Source organism: Seonamhaeicola sp. NFXS20 (genome assembly GCF_049132085.1).
Lineage (GTDB): Bacteria > Bacteroidota > Bacteroidia > Flavobacteriales > Flavobacteriaceae > Seonamhaeicola.
In genome coordinates, this window is the sequence record NZ_JAFMPU010000007.1 from 87180 (window position 1) to 110599 (window position 23420).

General features: G+C 34.4%; 11 protein-coding genes and 1 CRISPR repeat array (1 of these 12 only partly in view). Of the genes, 5 read left to right on the top strand and 6 right to left on the bottom strand.

The window, feature by feature from the left end; all coding sequences use genetic code 11:
• A CRISPR array of direct repeats spans nt 1-2489; the repeat unit is 46 nt; unit sequence GTTGTGAATTGCTTTCAGTTCTTTAAATTTATGGATGATTCACAGG (it extends 595 nt beyond the left edge of the window).
• Nucleotides 2490-2773: 284 nt separating this feature from the next.
• The 4 genes from cas2 to J1D01_RS11405 form a co-directional block, all read right to left on the bottom strand.
• Nucleotides 2774-3118, bottom strand: a complete 345-nt coding sequence (cas2, locus tag J1D01_RS11390; protein WP_421150894.1) for a CRISPR-associated endonuclease Cas2 — start codon at nt 3116-3118, stop codon at nt 2774-2776.
• Between the two features lie 11 nt (nt 3119-3129).
• The gene (cas1, locus tag J1D01_RS11395; protein WP_421150895.1) at nt 3130-4053 is read right to left on the bottom strand and encodes a type II CRISPR-associated endonuclease Cas1; all 924 of its coding nucleotides are present in this window, start codon (nt 4051-4053) and stop codon (nt 3130-3132) included.
• Between the two features lie 5 nt (nt 4054-4058).
• Nucleotides 4059-8609, bottom strand: coding sequence for a type II CRISPR RNA-guided endonuclease Cas9 (gene cas9 / locus J1D01_RS11400; protein WP_421150896.1), 4551 nt, complete (start codon nt 8607-8609; stop codon nt 4059-4061).
• A gap of 424 nt (nt 8610-9033) precedes the next feature.
• A complete protein-coding gene (locus J1D01_RS11405; RefSeq protein WP_421150897.1) occupies nt 9034-9654 on the bottom strand; it encodes an L-threonylcarbamoyladenylate synthase in 621 nt (206 codons plus the stop codon).
• Between the two features lie 146 nt (nt 9655-9800).
• On the opposite strand from J1D01_RS11405, the gene J1D01_RS11410 reads away from it, so the two are divergent.
• Both J1D01_RS11410 and J1D01_RS11415 read left to right on the top strand, forming a co-directional pair.
• Nucleotides 9801-10760 (top strand): hypothetical protein, encoded by a 960-nt coding sequence (locus J1D01_RS11410; RefSeq protein WP_421150898.1) that lies wholly within the window; start codon nt 9801-9803, stop codon nt 10758-10760.
• Nucleotides 10757-11725, top strand: coding sequence for a hypothetical protein (locus J1D01_RS11415; RefSeq protein ID WP_421150899.1), 969 nt, complete (start codon nt 10757-10759; stop codon nt 11723-11725). Before J1D01_RS11410 ends, J1D01_RS11415 begins: the two co-directional genes overlap by 4 nt.
• Before the next feature lie 5 nt (nt 11726-11730).
• On the opposite strand, the gene J1D01_RS11420 is transcribed toward J1D01_RS11415, so the two are convergent.
• Nucleotides 11731-14061, bottom strand: coding sequence for an ATP-dependent helicase (locus J1D01_RS11420; RefSeq protein ID WP_421150900.1), 2331 nt, complete (start codon nt 14059-14061; stop codon nt 11731-11733).
• Between the two features lie 353 nt (nt 14062-14414).
• Between J1D01_RS11420 and J1D01_RS11425 the strand changes: the two genes are divergently transcribed.
• On the top strand, nt 14415-15977 hold the full coding sequence (locus J1D01_RS11425) for an FMN-binding glutamate synthase family protein (protein ID WP_421150901.1): 1563 nt from the start codon (nt 14415-14417) through the stop codon (nt 15975-15977).
• A gap of 12 nt (nt 15978-15989) precedes the next feature.
• Nucleotides 15990-16511 (top strand): hypothetical protein, encoded by a 522-nt coding sequence (locus tag J1D01_RS11430; RefSeq protein WP_421150902.1) that lies wholly within the window; start codon nt 15990-15992, stop codon nt 16509-16511.
• 1 nt (nt 16512) lies between these two features.
• On the opposite strand, the gene J1D01_RS11435 is transcribed toward J1D01_RS11430, so the two are convergent.
• The gene (locus tag J1D01_RS11435; protein WP_372937714.1) at nt 16513-17427 is read right to left on the bottom strand and encodes a patatin-like phospholipase family protein; all 915 of its coding nucleotides are present in this window, start codon (nt 17425-17427) and stop codon (nt 16513-16515) included.
• 180 nt (nt 17428-17607) lie between these two features.
• Here J1D01_RS11435 and J1D01_RS11440 point away from each other — a divergent pair, with 180 nt between their 5' ends.
• The gene (locus J1D01_RS11440) at nt 17608-23418 is read left to right on the top strand and encodes a PKD domain-containing protein (RefSeq protein ID WP_421150903.1); all 5811 of its coding nucleotides are present in this window, start codon (nt 17608-17610) and stop codon (nt 23416-23418) included.
• The last annotated feature ends 2 nt before the right edge of the window (nt 23419-23420 follow it).

Consider the following 23420-nt stretch of genomic DNA (forward strand, 5'->3'; position numbering starts at 1 on the left):
TTATTTAGACGTATTGTTGTGAATTGCTTTCAGTTCTTTAAATTTATGGATGATTCACAGGCTTTCCATATTTGTTTTACTGGGCTTACCAGTTGTGAATTGCTTTCAGTTCTTTAAATTTATGGATGATTCACAGGAGGTGGTTTAAGTGTGCCTGCCGTTCGTTGGTTGTGAATTGCTTTCAGTTCTTTAAATTTATGGATGATTCACAGGAGACATGCCAAACAGTCCATTTACACTAGTGTTGTGAATTGCTTTCAGTTCTTTAAATTTATGGATGATTCACAGGGAATTTAGTCAAAACCCAAACACAGAAACCGTTGTGAATTGCTTTCAGTTCTTTAAATTTATGGATGATTCACAGGTTCATTATTAGTTTACAATGTGATTTAGCGTTGTGAATTGCTTTCAGTTCTTTAAATTTATGGATGATTCACAGGAAAACTTGATGAATTTTTAATTGTACCTCGGTTGTGAATTGCTTTCAGTTCTTTAAATTTATGGATGATTCACAGGAAATAATGTATTATCTAGTGAATCATCTTCGTTGTGAATTGCTTTCAGTTCTTTAAATTTATGGATGATTCACAGGAATTTTGTTCTATTGTTCAAGATTTAGTTGGTTGTGAATTGCTTTCAGTTCTTTAAATTTATGGATGATTCACAGGTGGAATTATCTAAGTATGTAATTCCTGCGTGTTGTGAATTGCTTTCAGTTCTTTAAATTTATGGATGATTCACAGGAAAATTAAGTGTATTTTACTGTCATAACCAGTTGTGAATTGCTTTCAGTTCTTTAAATTTATGGATGATTCACAGGAAATCTCCTGCAATACTTAGTCCTTCTGTTGTTGTGAATTGCTTTCAGTTCTTTAAATTTATGGATGATTCACAGGAATCTGGCGGTAAACGATTAAGAGGTTTAAGTTGTGAATTGCTTTCAGTTCTTTAAATTTATGGATGATTCACAGGTTAAAAGCTATTAATTATAGCCAGTGTTGTGTTGTGAATTGCTTTCAGTTCTTTAAATTTATGGATGATTCACAGGTTCAGTATTCCATGAGCTACAAGATGATTTGTTGTGAATTGCTTTCAGTTCTTTAAATTTATGGATGATTCACAGGAATTAATTTTTAATTATGAATTTAGAAGAAGTTGTGAATTGCTTTCAGTTCTTTAAATTTATGGATGATTCACAGGTGGAAGAATATAACGAAGCTGCAAAATTCAGTTGTGAATTGCTTTCAGTTCTTTAAATTTATGGATGATTCACAGGAAGTAACCCAAATATAGTAGTAGTTGATAGGTTGTGAATTGCTTTCAGTTCTTTAAATTTATGGATGATTCACAGGAGGCTGAGTCTGAGGCTGTTAGGCAAGTCCGTTGTGAATTGCTTTCAGTTCTTTAAATTTATGGATGATTCACAGGGAGAGAGAGGCTTAATGTAACCAACTAATGTTGTGAATTGCTTTCAGTTCTTTAAATTTATGGATGATTCACAGGCTATCTTTATGGAAATGCAGGAAGACTTAGGTTGTGAATTGCTTTCAGTTCTTTAAATTTATGGATGATTCACAGGTTCGCAACAAATAGAAGTCCTGGAAGAAGGTTGTGAATTGCTTTCAGTTCTTTAAATTTATGGATGATTCACAGGAGTAATTTATAACGTTAGAGGTTGGATAAGGTTGTGAATTGCTTTCAGTTCTTTAAATTTATGGATGATTCACAGGAGAATTAAAAGAGGAAGTAATAAAAACAAGGTTGTGAATTGCTTTCAGTTCTTTAAATTTATGGATGATTCACAGGCACACCATGTACACGGTGGCAAGCACAGTAGTTGTGAATTGCTTTCAGTTCTTTAAATTTATGGATGATTCACAGGTTGGAATTTTACTATGCATCACAGGGCTATGTTGTGAATTGCTTTCAGTTCTTTAAATTTATGGATGATTCACAGGCCACTCTGTAATATCATCAAAAGTTGTATTGTTGTGAATTGCTTTCAGTTCTTTAAATTTATGGATGATTCACAGGAGGTTTTTCGGCTTTGGTACTTACTTTTATGTTGTGAATTGCTTTCAGTTCTTTAAATTTATGGATGATTCACAGGCAGACGTTATGAAGGGATGCAGTGTTATGGTTGTGAATTGCTTTCAGTTCTTTAAATTTATGGATGATTCACAGGTGGGAGCGTGTTCAAATTGTGGCCACGTTGGTTGTGAATTGCTTTCAGTTCTTTAAATTTATGGATGATTCACAGGAGCATCCCATTTTCGGTTTAAATACCCCTGGTTGTGAATTGCTTTCAGTTCTTTAAATTTATGGATGATTCACAGGAGACGAAGCCAACATAGCCAAACGCGCCTAGTTGTGAATTGCTTTCAGTTCTTTAAATTTATGGATGATTCACAGGCAATTCGTATTTACCCTCCATAGCTAGTTTGTTGTGAATTGCTTTCAGTTCTTTAAATTTATGGATGATTCACAGGATACTTGCTGTAATAGGCTGGTATCCTGTTTTTTAACCACATCATTAGATTTTACTTTTTTAACGCCAAGTAAAACGTTATTTAAGCTTTAATATCTTGTTTTTTATTTCTAATTGGGTTTTTTGTAGGCTTCTATAGGACTTCGACAAGCTCAGTCTGACAGTATTTCGACAGGACTTCGACAGGCTCAGTCTGACTGGCTCAGTGTGATAGGTTCAATCTGGGCAGGCTTAGTATGACAATTGATAAGGCTCCAGAAGATTTTGACAGGCTTAATAGAACTCTTAGAAAAGCTCTAATTGTTGGTTGGGTGTCTCGGGTTCTACTTCTTTTTTACCATGAAATAGTTCCATCATACCAAATTGTTTATCGGTAATCTGCATAATACAGACCTTGCCTTTTTTTGGTAAGGCGTTTTTAGTGCGCTTAATATGTACTGCGGCATTTTCTCTGCTGGGGCAAAACCGCATATAAATGCTAAACTGAAACATATTGAATCCGTCGTCCAACAAATTTTTCCTAAAGCGCGATGCGACCTTGCGCTCCGTAAGCGTTTCTGTTGGTAAATCAAAAAATACTAATACCCACATGCTTCTATATTGGTTTAATCGAGTAAGATAGGATTCCATATGCCATTTGCTTATGATACATCCCTTGCCTGCAAACTGCTTGTAAACTCCGGATACAGTATTTTTCTGCGACTACCTACAAAGCATTCATACAAACTTGCTGTGGTACGACTCATAGCATTCATAAGTGGACTTTGCTTGCCATCAATTATTACATCTATAGCTGGCATCATTAAGAGGTCTGATTTAATGTTTTTGTTCAGTTCTTCAATCTGGCAGCCACTATCTACAATATTATACACTACCGCATCTACAAAAGGGCGGTAAGGTTCCATAACATCATCAGCTAAACAAAAAGCGTTATACTTATTGCTATGAAAAATACCCACACTGGGTAGCAAACCACTACTTACCAACGCTCTGGCTGTTACCGCCCTTAATATAGCGTAACCATAATTAAGTAGGTTGTTGGGCGCTATACCCTTTTGGTTTCTACTAAACCCCTCAATATCAAACAGATTTTGAAAATAAAAGGCCGCCGCCAAGGCTTCTTGGTTACCCAAATCGCCACTGTTTACCGCATTGGCATAACGTTTTAGCCTAAGGGTATTTTTGCCCCTGGCTAAAAAGTGGTTGGCTTGGTTATGAATTTTGGCAATAACGGTTTGTTGCCACAATTGTTTTTTTAAAGGCACACTGGCGTTTAATTGATACCGCATCCGCTCGGTCTGCTCACTATGCCCTACCAATGGCTGCAAGAAGCCGTTGGGCAAATGTTGCCTGTCGCAGGTAATCACAGCCGTTTTATTGTGTAGCAGTTTCATGAGCAAACCATTGGTCACTGTAATTTGCGGATGCTCCAGCACCACATAGCCCAAATCTTCTATGGGGATGGTAGCTTCGGGCTTATCGTCCTCTGGGAAACTCACCACCATCTGCTCGTTCTGGGTACTTAAATAGGCTGGATTGCTAAAAAATAGGGTGCGTTTGATCATAATCCTTAGGCTTTTGAAATGTTTCCTAATCGGTCGACTTTGAGTTTTATAAGTATGTTTTTCTCTCCTATCAATTCAATTTTATTTAGTTGAGTGTATTCAAACTTATTATAAATTGTTTTTGCAACAAACATTGGTACTGCATACAATCTAGTTTTACTAAAACTTACTATTTTATAAATTCTATTGGCTTGCTCTACTGAAAGCTTATTAAAATCTACTAAATTAGGATTGTTTTGTTCTTCTTCTGTAGGCACATAGACCAAATCATTGGGAGAAAGTGTAAATAAAAACGTGCCTTTTTGCGGATTAGGCTGAATGGGCAACCGCTCTGTTTTAGGTAAATGCGCCACTTGTTTTTGATGGGCAATCACTTCATTTAAAGGGATGGTTTCAAAATTTCTTTTTTGTTTTTTGTCATCCCAATAAACGGCAAAAAAGAGGTTGGTACCTTTAGCCGCTTCTACATATTTTTTGCTTTTGGCCGATTTGTCGTTTTCTGAAATTGGAAATTTACTTCCAACCTCATACATCTTTACCTTATAAATAGGTTGATGTTTTTTTCCATTATTTAAAGCAATGATGTTTTTGTTTAAATCTTCAATACCTTCTTCACTAAAAGCTAAGTCGTATTTAGGTTGTCCTTTTTCATCTAAATAATTGTTTAAATGATTAGGCAAAATCACATCCCTAATACGTTCATCTGTTATTTTAGCCAAATGCTTTTCATTTTTGATTTCAAACAAAGCCGTTCTTACAGCAGTGGCTATTTTACCTTTGGGTGTTTTAATATTATAAAGACCTGATACAGTTTCTTTGTGCAATGATTTTCTAATAGCCCAACTATCGCCTTTAGTTTGTTTTCTAAGTTTTTTTACAGGCTTGCCGTTTTTATCAAGATTTAAATTGCCGTTTTTATCTTTGTATGACCAAAATTTATTTGTGGTCTTATTTATAACACGCAGGTTTTGTTTAAAACTTACTATGGCTTTTTCTAATTGGTTTTTAACTTCCGTGGCAAAGCCTTCCCATGGCATCAGGAATGTTTTGGTATAATCGCCTTGATTGCTTTTAATTAAAAGTTTTTCTCTTAAACCATAATTTTTGTTTTCTGCATTTAAAGCACTTAAATAATGCGTATGGTCTCGGGTAGTACAAGCTACCACAAGCGCATCTAAGGCATGATGACGGTGGTCTATTCTCTTTTTATTAAAACCTTTACTAAGCTTATCTGGAACAGTTGGAATGGTTTTACCATTCGTATTAAGTGTTGTAAAATCATCTGATTGGGTTAACTTATTTAAGCGTTCAAATCGTGGTAAAATGATTTCGTTCCACTTATCGTTTAAGCCCCAATCGTTTTTCAATTTAGAGGTTACTGCCCCTGTTACCGGAATTAAGTTTTTGGAAGTAGCTTCTTGTTCGCCATCTTGACGTACAATATTACTCAACAAGCCTTTTACCAACTTACTGATGTAACGGCTATCGTTTAATTGTCTGTTTATAAAACCTTCCGGAACATCTTCACTTAATAAATTTTTAAGCTTTGTTTTGTTGTTTTTAAAATATTGATTGACATGAGATTCGTATTCTTCAAGGGTTAACAATTTATGACCGTTAACCACATTTCCTCCCTTATGACTTAAATATTCATAAGCCGTTTTATTGTCTTTATCTTCGTTTACCTCACTTTCACAAATAATTTTATTATTCATCGAATTATCAAAATACCTTGATTGCGGAATAATATGCTCTATCTGATATTCGTGAGTAAATAATTTAGAAAGCGAGATGGGTTTTCCTGTATAAGGAGAAATATAACCTTGTTCCAACCATAGTTTATACCGTTGAATTTGCTTTAGTGTTGGATTATTACTTTTTCTAATTTTAGAAATCTCATCTTCACTTACTTTTGAATAATTAGCGTTAGGGTTTTGATAAATACCTTCTTCGTAAATTTTTAAAATTTCTTGATGACTTGGAGAGTAATCTCTAATGTCGCCTTCTATTGAAGAGTCGTTCATCAAATCTTTTAAAATCTCTCTTATACGATAGTTGGTGTTTTCATTTTCATTGTTACGTTCCGATATTTTTTTACGTTTATCGGCTGGGTTTTTCATTTCTCTACCTAACTCTACGTGTATTTCATCAAAAAAGGAATGATAGCTTTTTACATTTTTTTTGAGATGTTCATCATAAACCTCTGTATATGCTATATTGTTTTTCTCAGCATAATACTCCCAAATATCTTTAACAACACGTAAGGTTTCTGTAACTACTTGTTCCACGATAGGGTTTCGAAGAGAATGCTGTTTAAACTTTCTAAGGTATTTTGTTATTTCAAAAGAATGTTTCCATTGTTGAATTTCACCAAGTTCAGCATGTCTTCCATAAACCAAATATGTGGCTTGATAGGTGTTTAATCCTTGTGTAGGGTTTTTATCCTTAAAAGGAACAAAGCTTTTTATCAGTTGTTTTGGAATATCATCATCACTTACATTTTCTAAAGCCTGTTTTAAATCCTTATCGGAATAATCGGATTTTAAAGGCAAAGCATGGACACGCTCCATTATAGCTTCTGCACGGTTTTTTATATCATCAGAAATAAGCGTTTCATCCCAATATTTTCCTCTACGCATAAGAGGTAAAAGTTTGTTAATGGCTTTTTGGGAATAACTCCCGTAATCACTTTTAAATGGTGGAAACTTCTCAAAATTCTTAACAAAACTTTCTGTATCTAAATCATGTTTTTGAGCAAATTTTTCAAGTGCAGATTTGAACTCGTTAACATCCGTTACCGAATAAATAATGTGCCATAATTGCTCCATTCGGCTCATATATGGACTCTTCTCTTTTTTTCCCATTTTGGTTTTTCCGTCAAGAAAAGCCTCTACATCACGTATTCCTTCCACTTTACTTAAACGGCTGATGAATTGCGCTCTGGTTTCAGCAAAAGGATATTTTTTATCTTCTACGTAATTCCATCGATAGTGATCTTTTTCTTTTTTATCAATTAACTTCTTTTTTACAAAATAGTCGATGAATTGTTTTTGTTCTAATTCTTTTTTAGTATTTAAAAAGTCGAACAACGCCACCCAAGCCTCTTCATCTGGCAGTAATTGATCGGTAACATCTGCTAATGCACCGTTTTTAATTTGCTCTTTATTGTAGATTTTTAAATTTTGTAACCATTGCCAAATTCTGAATTCTTGGAATACAGGATGTGATTTTGATATAGCTTTTATGCCTTTTTTCACTTCTTCGATTTCCCCCGTTTCTTCATTTTTTTGTTTGTGAACTCTGAATTCCAAAGGACATTCTGCAATAGTAGATTTTTGACTTTTTAATGGTCGCTGATAGAAAATAATATCATCGGTGAATAAGTATTTGAATCCTCTATCTTTAATCGTTGTTCTATGTGCTTCATTTCTCGGATAAAGTTCTTCAATGCATTTTTGATACAATTCATCGGTAAAAAGTTCTGGTTGAAGTTCAATTTGCTTGGTAATGATTTTGGTGAACTCATCCTTGTAAAATTTACGTTCAATGGTTTTCACCAATTTTCCTCTAATCTTTTGGGTAGGGTTGTTCAACAAGTTTTCATAAATGTATTCTCCTACTGTTTTATTAGATTGCTCAATATCTTGTTCTGTTTTTGCTTTAATGGCAATCCAATCTTTTTCAGAATCTACCGCTCTAAAACTTCGTTTTACATTACCTTCTTTATCAAGTTTTAAAGAACCATCTTTTTCTAATTGTGTAGTAACAATAAACTCTTTGTTTTTTCCAATCCAAGAATTTAAAGGCTCTTTGCTTTGACGTCTATACACCCAATTATTTTCAAGAATAACATTATACCAAGTTCCTCTAGCGTTTTTATCTTCAGTTTCTTGTACGTCTACAACTTTTAAATTATAGTATTCTTCTTTCTTGGTATCGTCTGTTTCAATCTCTTCTCCCCGTAATTGGTAATATCCTCGTTTTTGATTAAAATTCAGAATAACCCAAGCTAATTCCTCTTTAGTCAAAGGTTTAGACAGGGCTTTTTTACGTAGATAATACAAGGTCCAATCGTATGGTATTTTAGTTTCTTCACCATTTTCTTTTTCATAAAACAATCGAGGCTGAACTGTTTTAAACTCGCTAAGCATCTCATTAAAAGAAGCTTTAAAAATAAATTCGTGCTTTCCTTTATCGTTTAAGGCATAATTAAGTTTTACTTCTTTACCAGGTTTAAATTGTCCTAATTTTTTCTCAAAATCAATGGCATCAGCATAATGTTTTGGTAAAAAACCTAAAATATTTAGTACACGGTGCAAACGTTCTCTTCTAAGATTGTCTCGTTGATATAAGCGTCTAACACCTCTATAAGTAGTACGTTCTGCTGTTTGAGAATGTGATTGCCCAGCGTCAAACTTCCCTAATATATCAGCACTCATAGGAATAATACGCACCCCTAAATCTTCAATTTCGCCTTCTTTTTTATCAAAATCTTGCTTCACCAAAGCCCAACCAATAGAGTTGGTACCTAAATCTAGTCCTAAAACTGTTTTCATTTGTTATATGTTTTGTTGGTAAAATTTATCTAATATTTTTTAAATCTTGTTACGGAAACCCGCATTTGAAATCCTTAAATTTTTATTTATCTTTACACCACTGAAAGCAATTCACAATAAGGATTATTCCGTTGTGAAAACATTTAAAGCGGCATTGGTTTATACTCATGTCGCTTTCTTTTTACTTTTAAAGCCCCCTCTAACACAAATCATTTATTTAATAAACATTTAAACCACCTCAACTTTTATTCAAGGCGTAAATTTTATACATGTTTTAGCTGTTTTTAATTTAAAAAGGTTTATATGTACTTTTTAAATTGCCTCTAAAAAGCGATAAAAGAAATCACTTTGTTATTTAAAAATAACACTAAGGCACTCTAAATATAAGAAAAAGAATAGATAAAAGTAGGTTTTGTTTTACATTTTAAAATATATCCAAATCTCCTTTACCTTCTCTTACAATAACAGGTTCATCTGTAGATACATCTACCACTGTAGAAGGGATATTATCTCCGTAACCACCGTCTATAACAGCATCTACTTTATTGCCCCATTTTTCAAGAATAAGTTCGGGGTCTGTAGTGTACTCTATAATTTCGTCATCATCATGTATAGAGGTTGAAATTATAGGATTTCCCAAAGCTTTTACAATTTCTAAGGCAATATTATTATCAGGCACACGAATACCCACCGTTTTTTTCTTTTTAAATGGGTTGGGTAAGTTTTTAGAACCCGGTAAAATAAAGGTGTAAGGGCCTGGTAAATTTCGTTTTAATAATTTAAATACCGAAGTATCAATTTGTTTAACATAATCACTTAAATTACTTAAGTCATGACAAATAAAAGAGAAATTAGATTTTTCTAGTTTTACTCCCTTTATTCTAGCTACACGTTCTAAAGCTTTAATATTAGTAATATCGCAACCTAAACCATAAACCGTATCGGTAGGGTAAATTATAAGTCCGCCCCTTTTAAGAATAGCAACTACTTTATCAATTTCTTTTGGGTTAGGGTTTTCTTCATATATTCTTAAAAACTCTGCCATAGTAACATAGTGTTTTAATGTTTTACAAAGTAACTATTATTTTTTAAGTAATTAATGAGGTTTGTTAGGTTATACTTTAATTCTTAATTAACAATTTAAAAAGTGTGTTTTGTAACAATTCATTAATAAATGAGTCTTAGTTATATATGCCAAAGTTATACATCATATTATTTCTACTATTCAACATCAATGTTAGTTTAGCTAATAATGGCATTATTAATCCTATTAAATTTTATAAAGCTGAAACTATTAACAAACACACTACTAGAATTCCTTTTAAATTAGTAGATCATTTAATGATAGTTGAAGCTGAATTACTAAACCAAAAGGGTAATTTTATTATTGATACAGGAGCTGAAAGTATGATTCTTAACAAAGTACATTTTTCAAATTTGTATGAAAACCAAAGAAAAAGACAAACAACAGGTATTTTAAATTCTGTAGAAGACCGATATGAAAAACAAATAAAAGAATTCATATTACACAACTTTACATTAGAAAATAAAACATCTGATGTTATTAACTTAGCACATATTGAAAAAACCAAAAAAATTAAAATACTAGGTATTATTGGTTACAATATTTTAAAAGATTATGAGATTTTTATAGACATGTATTTAAATCAAATTACACTAACAAAAGTAGATGATTTAGGTAACAAGCTAATTAAAAATGTTTATTTAGAAAGAATTGTAGATAGTTTAGATTTCAATTTAAAAAACCATACTATTGTTGTAAAGGGTACCGTTAATAATCAAGATTTAAGATTTGGTATAGATACGGCTGCAGAATTTAATCAAATAAATAAAAGTGTTAACAAAAAAGTACTAAAGTATTTTATTGCTAAAAAGAGATTAACTTTAACCGGAGCTAGTAACAAAAGTATTGAGGTTTTGGCAGGAAAATTGCACCGTGTACAATTAAGTAAATCTATTTATTTTGGGCCTATGCTAACCGTTTTAACTAATTTAAGTAAAATGAACGAAGCTTTTGGCACACACTTAGATGGCATTTTAGGCTATGAGTTTTTTGCTCAAAAAAGAGTTATTATTAATTATCAAAAAGAAAAGTTATACTTTATAAATTATCCATTAAACTACCATTGAAAAAGTTAATTCTACATATTACATATGTTATAATTGTTCTAGTAAGTTTCACTTCATATAGTCAAAAGGATGATTTTAAAGGCTATAAAATTGAAGGCGATTCTGTAATTTTTACATTTGATGTTAGAGACTACTCAAAGTACACTCAAGAATTTACCGGTCAGGTTTTAGAATTTCAAGATTTTAATATTGAAAATGTGGTGGTTGCAGGCGAGTTTAACTTGTGGTCTAGAGACCATTGGAAAATGAAACAGGTTAATGAGCATATTTATCAACTAAAAAAGAGTATTTCTGATTTTACCGATGCGTTTTCATATGAATTTAAATTTGTAATAAACAATTCGTATTGGGCAGAACCCTCTAAAAAAGACCCAAATATTACCAAAGCCACTAAAAACGGTATAAAATTAAGAGGTGTTTATAACTTAAACATGTACACAGCCTACCCTAGTGAAGATGGAAACGCTCATTTTAAATTGTTAGGATTTAAAGATGCTAAACATGTAATTTTAGCAGGCTCTTTTAACAAATGGAATGAATCTCTTTTTAAAATGAATAAAACTTCTACGGGTTGGGAGCTTACCTTACAAATGAAACCAGATGTGTACCAATATAGGTTTATTGTTGATGGACAGTGGATGGAAGACCCACACAACCCCAACAAAACAAAAAATGAGTTTGGTGAGTATAACTCTGTAATAAACATAAAAGAATACACCGCTTTTAAACTACGCGGATACACCAATGCTAAAAAGGTAATTTTAGCTGGGTCTTTTAACAATTGGAATGAACATGAGTTTGAAATGCGCAAAATGGACTACGGATGGAAGTATGTAGTACCATTATCTGGTGGCAAACATCATTATAAATTTATAGTAGATGGTACATGGATTACAGACCCCAATAACGAAGTTAAAGAATATGACGGTGATGGCAATATAAACTCGGTTTGTATGGTAAAATAGTTGTTTTACCCCACGACTTCTAACTTAGCAAACCGCAACAACAACTTTTTAACATCTCCGGCATCAAACTTAATTTCTGCTTTCATATCGGCACCTGCACCTTCAATTTTTAACACTTCTCCAGTGCCAAAGCGCAAATGTTTTACCACATTACCTACAGCTAATTTACTATCAAACAAATTAGTGTTTCCGTTAGATTCTGAAACGGGTTTTAATTTTTTTGGTGTTGTAACCTGAAACTTAGGAGCCTCTTTTCTAGCATTTCCCTTTTTAATAATAGCTTGTTTAGCGGGTTTAAACCTAACTTTATTAGGTTCTGGATCTCCAAAGATATCGGCATCTAACATGGGGTTAAAACGCTGTTCTTCTGGTGGTGTTTGTATTTCTAAATATTGATCATCAATTTCTTCAATAAATCTACTAGGTTCAGAATCTATTAATTTCCCCCAACGGTAACGCGATAAAGCATAGGTTAAATAGGCTTGTTTTTCGGCTCTGGTAAGCGCAACATAAAATAATCGGCGTTCTTCCTCTAACTCACTACGGGTATTCATACTCATAGCACTTGGAAATAAATCTTCTTCTAGACCAACAATATACACATACGGAAATTCTAATCCTTTTGCTAAGTGTATGGTCATTAATGCTACTTTATCACCGTCATCTTTTTCATTATCTAAATCGGTTGCTAAGGCTACATCTTCTAAAAATTCTGCTAAACTTCCTGTGGCATCGGCTATTTCTTTTTGGCCTTCAACAAAATCTTTCATACCGTTTAAGAGCTCTTCAATATTTTCCATTCTGGTAACACCCTCGGGAGTTCCATCTTTATTAAATTCTCTTATTAAGCCACTACTTTTAGTTACATGTTCTGCCAATTCAAAAACATCGGCCGTTTGGTTCATTACTTGGTAACTCTCTATAAGTGTAACAAAATTTTGAAGTTTAGCTTTGGTACCAGAATTTATTTTAACATTGGTTTTGTCAATGTTTTTCATAACCTCAAAAATAGACCTATTGTAACCATTTGCTGCTACAACTAGTTTATCTATGGTGGTTTGCCCAATGCCTCTTGCTGGAAAGTTTATAACACGCTTTAGAGCTTCTTCGTCTTTAGGGTTTATAATTAAACGTAAATAAGATAATACATCTTTAATTTCTTTGCGTTGGTAAAATGATAAGCCACCGTATATTCTATATGGGATATCACGCTTACGTAAAGCATCTTCAATAGAACGCGATTGCGCATTGGTACGGTACAAAATAGCAAAATCACTGTTTTTTAACTGGTGATTCATTTTATTATCAAAAATGGTACTTGCTACGTAACGCCCTTCATCGGCATCGGTTAAAGAACGATGTACTATTATTTTTCCACCCTCATCATTGGCTGTCCAAACTTCTTTATCTAACTTGGTTTGGTTTTTCTCAATTACAGAGTTTGCGGCATTTACAATGTTTTTAGTAGAGCGGTAATTTTGTTCTAGCCTAAACACTTTTACATCATCATAATCTTTTTGAAAATTGAGAATATTATTAATGTTTGCACCACGAAAAGCGTAAATACTCTGCGCATCATCGCCCACTACACAGATGTTTTGAAACTTATCAGACAGTGCTCTAACAATTAAATATTGAGAATGGTTAGTATCTTGATACTCATCTACTAAAATATATTTAAAACGGTTTTGGTACTTAGCCAACACCTCTGGAAAACGTGTAAGCAACTCATTGGTTTTCAATAATAAATCATCAAAATCCATAGCACCTGCTTTAAAACATCTATCTACATATTCTTTATAGATGTCTCCCATTTTTGGCCTACGTGCCATAGCATCGGCTTCTTTAAGTTCTGGGTTTTGAAAATACGCCCTTACCGTTATTAAACTGTTTTTATAAGACGAAATTCTAGAACGAATCTGTTTGTACTTATAAATATCTTTATCAAGATTCATTTCTTTAATAATAGACGCTATTAATCTATCAGAATCTTGAGTATCATAAATGGTAAAATTACTGGGGTAGCCCAATTTATCGGCCTCACTACGTAAAATTCTAGCAAAAACCGAATGGAATGTTCCCATCCATAAATTTTTGGCTTCACTATCACCTACAATACTAGCAATACGCTCTTTCATTTCGCGCGCCGCTTTATTAGTAAAAGTTAATGCCAAAATATTAAAGGCATCTATACCCTTACTCATCATATAGGCAATTCTATAAGTAAGCACACGTGTTTTCCCAGAACCTGCACCAGCAATAACTATCATAGGGCCTTCAATTTGCTTTGTAGGCTCTAACTGTGCATCATTAAGTTGGCTTAAATACTTTTCCAAATCATCTTCATTTTTACAACGTGAAAATAACTAATGTTATGCTTTTATTAAGGGCTAATTATTAATAATTATAAACAATTCATATTAATAATTTGGGTGTTCCCACGCTTTAGGCGTGGTCGGGCTTTTCGTTATATCTTTTTAAACGTCCTTAAAAGGTGGTTTTCAATTTAATATCGTTTTTATACCGCCTCATAACAACAGCTTATTTGCTCTGGTTTAAAAAGGATGCCACTACAATCCCTAACACAACTATCTACTATGTTATTTTTCTATACTAAGTTTTTGTATTAATTATGCAGGTATAATTCTTTTAATTTAAATATATTTAAACTTCAATTTTTATATTTCAAATGGATTCTATTCTAAATACACTTTCTTGTATCCCTTGGTGGGGATGGGTTTTAATAGTATTACTACTTGTTGCTATACGCGATATCTTTATTCAAAAACAACACACTATAAGTCATAACTATCCGCTTATAGGTCATTTAAGGTATATGCTAGAAAAAATAGGTCCAGAACTTAGGCAATATTTGGTGGCTAATAACAGAGAAGAACTCCCATTTAACCGTATAGAACGCGGTTGGATATACGCCTCTGCAAAAAAAGAAAACAACTACGAAGGTTTTGGTACCGATAGAAATATATATGAGCATCAACATATTTTTATAAACAATGCTATGATGCCTTTTAAGGTTGATGCAAACCATCCTAATACAATTGACAAAACTTTTTTGCCCTGTGCCAAAGTTATGGGATTACACCATAAACGTAAAAAACCTTATAGACCAGCATCAATAATAAACGTATCTGCCATGAGTTTTGGCTCACTTTCTGCTAAAGCTGTAGAGTCTTTAAACAAAGGGGTTGCCTTAGCCAATGCTTACCACAACACAGGAGAAGGTGGTTTATCTCCTTATCACAGTTTTGGTGGCGATGTTATTTTCCATTTTGGAACGGGGTATTTTGGTGTTAGAGATAAACACGGAAACTTTTCAATGGAAAAAATGGTAGCCTTAGTTGAAAAAAATCCGTTTATCAGAGCTATTGAAGTAAAACTATCTCAAGGTGCTAAACCTGGTAAAGGAGGCGTTTTACCAGGTGCTAAAATAACCAAGCAAATAGCCAATATTCGCGGAGTTGAAATTGGTAAAGATGTACTCTCTCCTCCTAATCATTCTGCATTTTCTAACGTTTCTGAAATGGTTAATTTTATTGAAGAAATTGCTGAAGCTACTGGCTTACCAGTGGGCATAAAAGCTGCTATTGGAAAATTAGACCAATGGGAAGAATTAGCAGATATTATGTTGAAAACCAATAAAGGCCCCGATTTTATTACTGTTGATGGTGGCGAAGGCGGTACAGGTGCTGCCCCTCCAAGTTTTGCAGACCACGTATCTTTACCTTGGGTATATGGTTTTAGTGATTTATATAGGCTTTTTAAAAACAAAGGATTAACAGAGCGTATTGTGTTTATAGGTAGTGGAAAATTAGGTTTTCCTGCCAAAGCTGCTATGGCATTTGCTATGGGAGCCGATTGTATTAATGTAGCCAGAGAAGCCATGATGAGCATTGGTTGTATACAAGCCCAAGTTTGTCATACAAACCGCTGCCCTAGTGGGGTTGCCACCCAAAGTAAATGGTTGCAAAGCGGTATAGATACTACATTAAAATCGGTACGCTTAGCACAGTATTTTAAAACATTTAGAAAAGAACTTATAGAAATTACGCATGCGGCAGGTTATGAGCACCCCTGCCAATTTAAAATGAATGATATTGAAATGAATGTAGATGATCACAACCTTTCTAAAGAACTTAATAAAACCTATATGTATGAAAAAGTTTTGGTACCATTTACAGGTATGCAAGATTTAAAAGATTGTGTATATTTGGGTGGTAAACATAACGCTTAACCCCAAACAAACATGGAAGTTTCTAAAATTATCGACCTTTTTTTATACACCATTCCTGCAATAATTACAGGACTTATTGCTTACTATTTTTTTAGAGAACACACTAAAAACGAAGATGGCAGAAGACGGTTTTTACTAAAAAAGGACTTGCAAGTAAATGCGCTACCGCTTCGTTTACAAGCCTATGAACGTATGGCACTTTTTTTAGAAAGATTATCGCCTTCAAAATTACTAGTAAGAGTAACCCCTATTTCTTCAAATAAAGAAGATTACGAATCTTTACTCATACAAAATATTGAGCAAGAGTTTGAACACAATTTATCTCAACAAATCTATGTAAGTGATAAATGTTGGAGCATTATTGTAGCAGCCAAAAATGCTACTATCCAGCTTATTAGAAAGGCTAATTTATCAGAAAAAACAGATTCTGCTAATAAATTAAGAGAGGTTATTTTAACCGAAATGATGGAACGAAAACCACCTAGTGATGCAGCACTTTCTTTTATAAAAGAAGAAGTGTCTGATTTGTGGTAAACTAATCTTCTAATCGTAACTCATTAGACTTAGCTTCTGCACATTTTGCTTTAGCATATTCAAAGCCTTGTTGCCACCATGAAGTCATTAATTTTTTATTAAATATTAATGAGTTTTCTGTAAGTTTTGATGGTGTATAATATAAGTTAAGCTCAACATTTTTAGCTGTTGCTGCTAGTTTGCCTATGGTAACATCGTTACGTTCTAACCTATCTAACACATGCCCAAACAAACTAACCATTAAAGAAAACGGGTTTTTTCCAAGCACTTTGTTTTGGTCCATAGATTCAGACTTTAACACAATGGCATCTACTTGTGTAGCGCCTCTTAAAATAGCTTCGCGTATAGGAACAATACACCCTAAACCGCCATCGCCATATTCATAATCATTTTTTGTTGCTAAAGACATAAATGGAATAAAATTACAGGAAATCCATATCCATTCACAAAATTCTTCATAAGAAAACTCATTAATAGACTTGTACTCTACTCTATTTTTAGACAGATTAGAAACTGTAACTACTACATCATCTTTAGTTTTCTTTATTAAATGATATTCTTCTTCGGTAAACCGTTTTCTTATTAGTTTTTTTAAGTTTTTACTTTCGCCAAAGGTTCGTTTCATACGTATAAATTGCCAAAGCGTATTTATAAAATCAATAGAAACAAACTCTCTATCGCCTTTTTTTCTAATTACAAAAGGATTCACGCTAAATATATCATTTTGACTTACACTGGTATAAACATCCTGTAATTTATCTATTCTACCTGCTGCTATATGCGGTACCAATAAACTACCAGTAGAGGTTCCTAGGAATAAATCGTAATCCCTACCATCTTCTTCTATAAGGTATTGTGCTACACCTCCTGCATAAGCCCCTTTACTTCCTCCTCCAGATATTACTAATGCTCTCATTTAGTTAATAAATTATGCTTAAATATAAACATTATACATTCAGTTTATAAACTGTTTTAAAACTTTTACATACCTAACATCAGGCATTTTATAGAATAAAATAGCCAAACCTCTAATTTTATTTAGTGCGCTAAAAAAGAATATCTATTTTAGTGACAGCTATTAACATAATTATTTTACATGAGGAAAAATTCTTTTCTTACAACTGTGTTTTTTTTCATAATTGGCGTATCTCTATTTGGATTAAGTAACGCTAATAGAAAAAACAACATAAATGAGACCTATAAAAAAAGTCGTTATTTACCACCTCCGGTTGTTGACTTCACTTTTAACAATAGTGGTGCTTGTTCTGGAACACAAGTTGACTTTACCCCTACAGTAACAGGTAATGGTCCTTTTACTTACTTATGGCGTTTTGGTGATGACAACAGCACAAGCACAAGCAACAATCCTTCGCATACATTTACAGCTTTAGGTTGTGGTACTAGCAATATAAATGTTACACTTACCGTTACAGACTCTAACGATGAAAGTACCACAATAACCAAAGCTGTACCTGTGCTTCAAAAACCTAATTTAGAATTTTATGATATTGATGCCGAAGCTAATTTCACCCCAGCATTTGATAACTGTGGTAATAATACTTCTGACCCTTCATATACTATTAATGTAGGTAATAGATCTACCGGAAGCTGTATCATCTCTTATGATATTGATTGGGGCGACGGCAATACTGAAACTAACGTGAGTTTCCCGCTTACCCATACCTATGCGCAACTTGGGTCTTACAATATGCGTATTACAGGTAATGGTACTAATTGTGATAATACGGTTACGTACTTAGTGAAAAACTCTAGTAACCCAACAGGAGCTATTGTAAATCCAGGTAACACCGTTAATTTATGTACCCCCATTGCTCCAATAGAATTTGCAATTAGCGCTTGGGGAACCAATCCTCCAGACACAAATTATCGGGTAGATTATGGAGATGGTACTATTGAAACCTACACCCAACAACAACTTGAAAGCTCCATTTATTACAATGGTGCAGATCCTGCAAATTCTCAAGTCTTCCCTATCCCTCATGAGTACACAGAATCTAATTGTCCTAACTACAGCTATACCGTTTTTTTAGATATTACAACATCATGTGGTGCCACCAATTTAACTGCGGGTCCTATTATTATATTAAAAAAACCAGATGTTTCTTTTGAAAACCCACCAACAGGGTGTGTTGACACGCCTATACAGTTTACTAATACATCTCAAACAGGTTACAACCAAAATTGTGATACCAACGCGGGGTATTTTTGGGATTTTGGAGACGGTAACACTTCTAATTTAAGAGATCCTTCACACACTTATACAGCACCAGGGGTTTACACAGTATCCTTATACGCTCAAAATTTTTGCGGTACAACTAATACTGTAACAAGTACTATTTGTATTGAACCCGATTTAACACCTACTTTTATTTTAGATACTAACAATGGCTGTACTCCATTAAACGTGCAAACTACCAATACCACTAATTTAACTGACAGTTGTGGTGATGTTGAATATTTATGGGAAGTGAGCTACAGTTCTGGGTTTTGCAACACCGGTGTTGGCCAATGGCAATTTACTAATGGAACAGATGAAAATTCAACAGCTCCTAGATTAGAATTTACAACTGATGGAACTTACACACTAACTTTAACAACCACAAATAGCTGCGGAAGTAATTCAACATCACAAACTATAGACGTTAAGCAACCACCAACCGTTACTATTGATGCTATAACTGATTTCTGTGGAACTGCTTCTATAACCCCCACAGCAACTATAAATACTTGTGCTCCGGCAACTGAAACCATTACCTATAATTGGAGTTTCCCAGGAGGAACGCCAGCAACAGCTACCACCGAAACCCCTGGAACCATTACCTATAATACCCCTGGAGATTATCAAATTACGCTTAGTGTAACCTCAAGCTGTGGTACCACAACCACTACTGAAGATTTTACCATAAATGAAGTCCCAACCATAACCAATACAGACTTAACACAAACCATTTGCTCTGGCACACAAACTACTTTGGTTAATTTAACATCTAGTATTGCAGGTACTACGTACAGTTGGTCTGCCACAGCACCAATAGGTGTAACAGGTTACACAGCAAGTGGTACTTCAAACACTATTCCTGTTCAAACCATTACAAATACTAATACCACTTCTGAAACTGTAACATATACCATAACACCTTATAATGGTAATTGTGATGGAGCTCCTGTCAATTTAGTAATTACGGTAGATCCTGCTCCAGAATTCACCAGTCAGCCACAAGATGAAACCATTTGCTTAAACGGCAGCACCACCCCTCTATCAGTTTCAGTTAACGGCCCAGGCACACCAACTTATCAATGGTATGAAAACACTACAAACAACACCACAACAGGTACTGCTATTACAGGAGAAACTAGCAACACCTTTACACCACCAAACAATCCTGCTGGTATAACGTATTACTATGCAATAGCATCGTTTTTATCGGGCGCAGGCTGTGATGAAATAACCTCAAATAGTGCCCGTGTTGAAGTTGTTGAAGGCTTACAAATAACCACACAACCAACCCCAACAGAAAGTTTATGTGTTGGTGGTAATCTTTCATCAAGTTTATCGGTTACGCATACAGGCGGTACGGGTACTTTAAGTTATCAATGGTATGCCAATACCACAAACAGCAATACTGGAGGCTCCCCTATAACAGGCGCAACAAGTTCTAGTTACAATCCCCCAACATTCAATACTGCTGGGAACTACTATTACTATGTAACTATTACTGCTGCTGGTAGCGGTTGTAATCCTGTTACAAGCGATGTTTCTGAAGTTATTGTAGTTACCGACCCTGTTATTGATACGCAACCACTATCAACACAAACCATTTGCGAAGGTACTACACCTACAGATTTAAGCGTAAGTGTTTCAGGTGGATTAGGGAGTAGTTATAACTATCAGTGGTACAGTAATTCAACCAGTACAAATGTAGGAGGTACAGCCGTAGCAGGTGCCACAAACGCCACTTTTACACCACCAAACACTACGGTTGGAACGGTTTATTATTATGTTGAAGTTACCCAAGCAGGTATTGATTGTGCTGTTACTAGTAACACATCAGAAGTGATTATCAATCAAGCAGCTACTATTACCAATCAGCCACTTTCAGAAACCATTTGCTTTGGTGATAGTTTTAACACCTTATCCGTTAGTTATATTAATGGTGTTGGCACACCAAGCTATCAATGGTTTTCTAACACTATAAACGATAATACTACAGGTACTCCAATTACTGGTGAAACAGCTTCTAGCTTTACACCAGTAGCAACAACTGTTGGCACTGTTTACTATTATGTAGTTTTAACCTTTACTTCAGGTGGGTGTACGGAAATTGCATCGATACCTTCGGAACAAACGGTTAATGAAACACCTAATATTAGCGATAAATCCGATATCATTTGTAGCGGTAAAAGCTTTACAATAAGCCCAACTACTTTAGGCAGTGACATTGCCCCCACAGGAACAACTTATACATGGAGCACACCAGTTATTAATCCTGCAGGCACTATTACTGGTGCTTCAGCAGAAACAAATGCACAAGCTTCAATTAGCCAAACATTAACAAATATAACAACTAACCCTTCAACGGTAACCTATACAGTAACTCCGAGACTTGGTAATTGTATTGGGGCCAGTTTTGAAGTTGAAATAACTGTAAACCCATCAATCAGCATTACTTCAACACAAATAAACAGTAATTGTTTTACTGCTAACGCAGGAGCTTTAGACATTACTATTTCTGGTGGTGTGCCGTTTTCAACTGGTAACCCGTATCAAATTACTTGGACGGGACCTAACGGATTTACAAGCAACAATGAAGATATTTCAAACTTAGAACCTGGCAACTATATGATTTCTATTTTAGATGATGGTGGTTGCCCTTTTTCACAAACATTCACTATTACTGAGCCTGATGAATTGGTATTTAGTAATATAGATTTTGATCCTGAAACTATTAGTTGTTTTCAAGCCAATGATGGTGATATTTCAATTGATATTAGTGGTGGTACCCAGCCCTACACCTATAATTGGACTAGAAATGGCGTTCCCTACAGTACTGATGAAGACTTAACAAATCTCACTCCAGGAACCTATGAAATTACAGTTACAGATGCCAACAACTGCACTCCTATAACTCAAAGTTTTACAGTGGTTGAACCCGCAGAACTCATTGCCTCTTTAAATAATAAGGTTGATGTTATTTGTTATGGTGATGCTACTGGCGAAATTTATATTGATGTAACTGGCGGACGACAAATTGAGACAAGTCCTGGTACCTTTGACTATACTTACGCATGGACAGGACCTAACGGTTTTACAAGTACTAGCCAAAAATTAACAAGCTTATTTGCTGGAACATACACTGTTACAGTAACCGATAAATCTGGTTGTACAAGTACATTAGATGTTGTTATTAATCAATCAGATGAGATTATTATCGACTACTCAACTACAGAAATTGAGTGTTATGGCGATAACAATGCCTCTATAAGCATTAATTCTATAACAGGAGGCAATGCGCCTTATACCATTACTTGGAGTAATTTAGGTACTGGTAACACACAAACAAACCTGTCTGCTGGCACTTATGTTATTACCGTAACCGATGCCACCTATTGCCAAAAACAAACTACTATTGTTATTGACGAAGCGCCACTTTTTAGAATTACCCCTCAAGTAGAAAATGTATCGTGTTTTGGAGAAAACGACGGACGAATTATTTTAAATTTTGAAGGAGGCATAGCACCAGTTAATTTAGTTTGGGATGATGACCCTAGCGCAGGCGTTGAACGTAACAATTTGGGTCCAGGAACCTATACCGTTACCATTACAGATGGTAAACCCTGTACCATAAACGAAACATTTACCATTACAGAACCTGATGCACTTGACATTTCTGGCACTAAAACTGATGCTTTAGATTGTAATGATGCTAATTCAGGTGCTATAAATGTCATTGTTACAGGTGGTACATTACCATTAACTTACAGCTGGTCTAATGGCGCAACCACCGAAGATTTAACCAACATCCCTCCTGGTGAATATACCGTTACTGTTACAGATGCTAATAATTGTGAAATTTCAGAAACCTTCAATATAAACAGATTCGATCCATTAGAAGTTGACGTTGTTACTCAAACCGCTCATAACTGTGATACTAAAGATGTTGACCAATACTATATAGCTCAACCTTTTGGAGGCGTTCCTCCCTATCAAATATCATGGTCTAGTGGCACCATAAGTGGTAGTAATAATGAAATTATGCACACCACACAAAATGGTCTAGTACTTATTGATGTAATTGATGCTGCTGGTTGTTCTACTTCATACTCGTACAATGTTGATATTCCTGAATTAGGCGATGCTGACTTCACAATACATTCTGAAGCTTTTAACACCTTTGGTTTTTATTCCATAGAATCGCCTATAACCTTTACAAACACATCTACAGGTGATTATGTTGGGATTTCATGGGATTTTGGAGATGGAAATTTTTCAAGTGAAGAGAATCCGTCACACATATACAAAACCGTTGGCACTTACACCATAATACAAACTGTAACGTATCCTTTTGATTGTGTTTATACCAAAAGTATTACCATTAACATCCAACAAGGTTACAGTTTAATTGTACCCAATGCTTTTACACCCAATAAAGATGCTTTAAATGATTTCTTTCTGCCCGAACAAATTGCGCTTTCAAACATGAAGCTCCATATTTACGATACTTGGGGCAGTATGATTTATTCTGAAGAAGGTGAAAGCATACGTGGTTGGGACGGAAAAATAAACGATGCTGAAGCCGAAAATGGCAATTATTACTACACATTTTCTGGCGACACCTTTTACGGAAAAACCATTACTAGTAAAGGCGTAGTTGTACTAATTAGATAAAA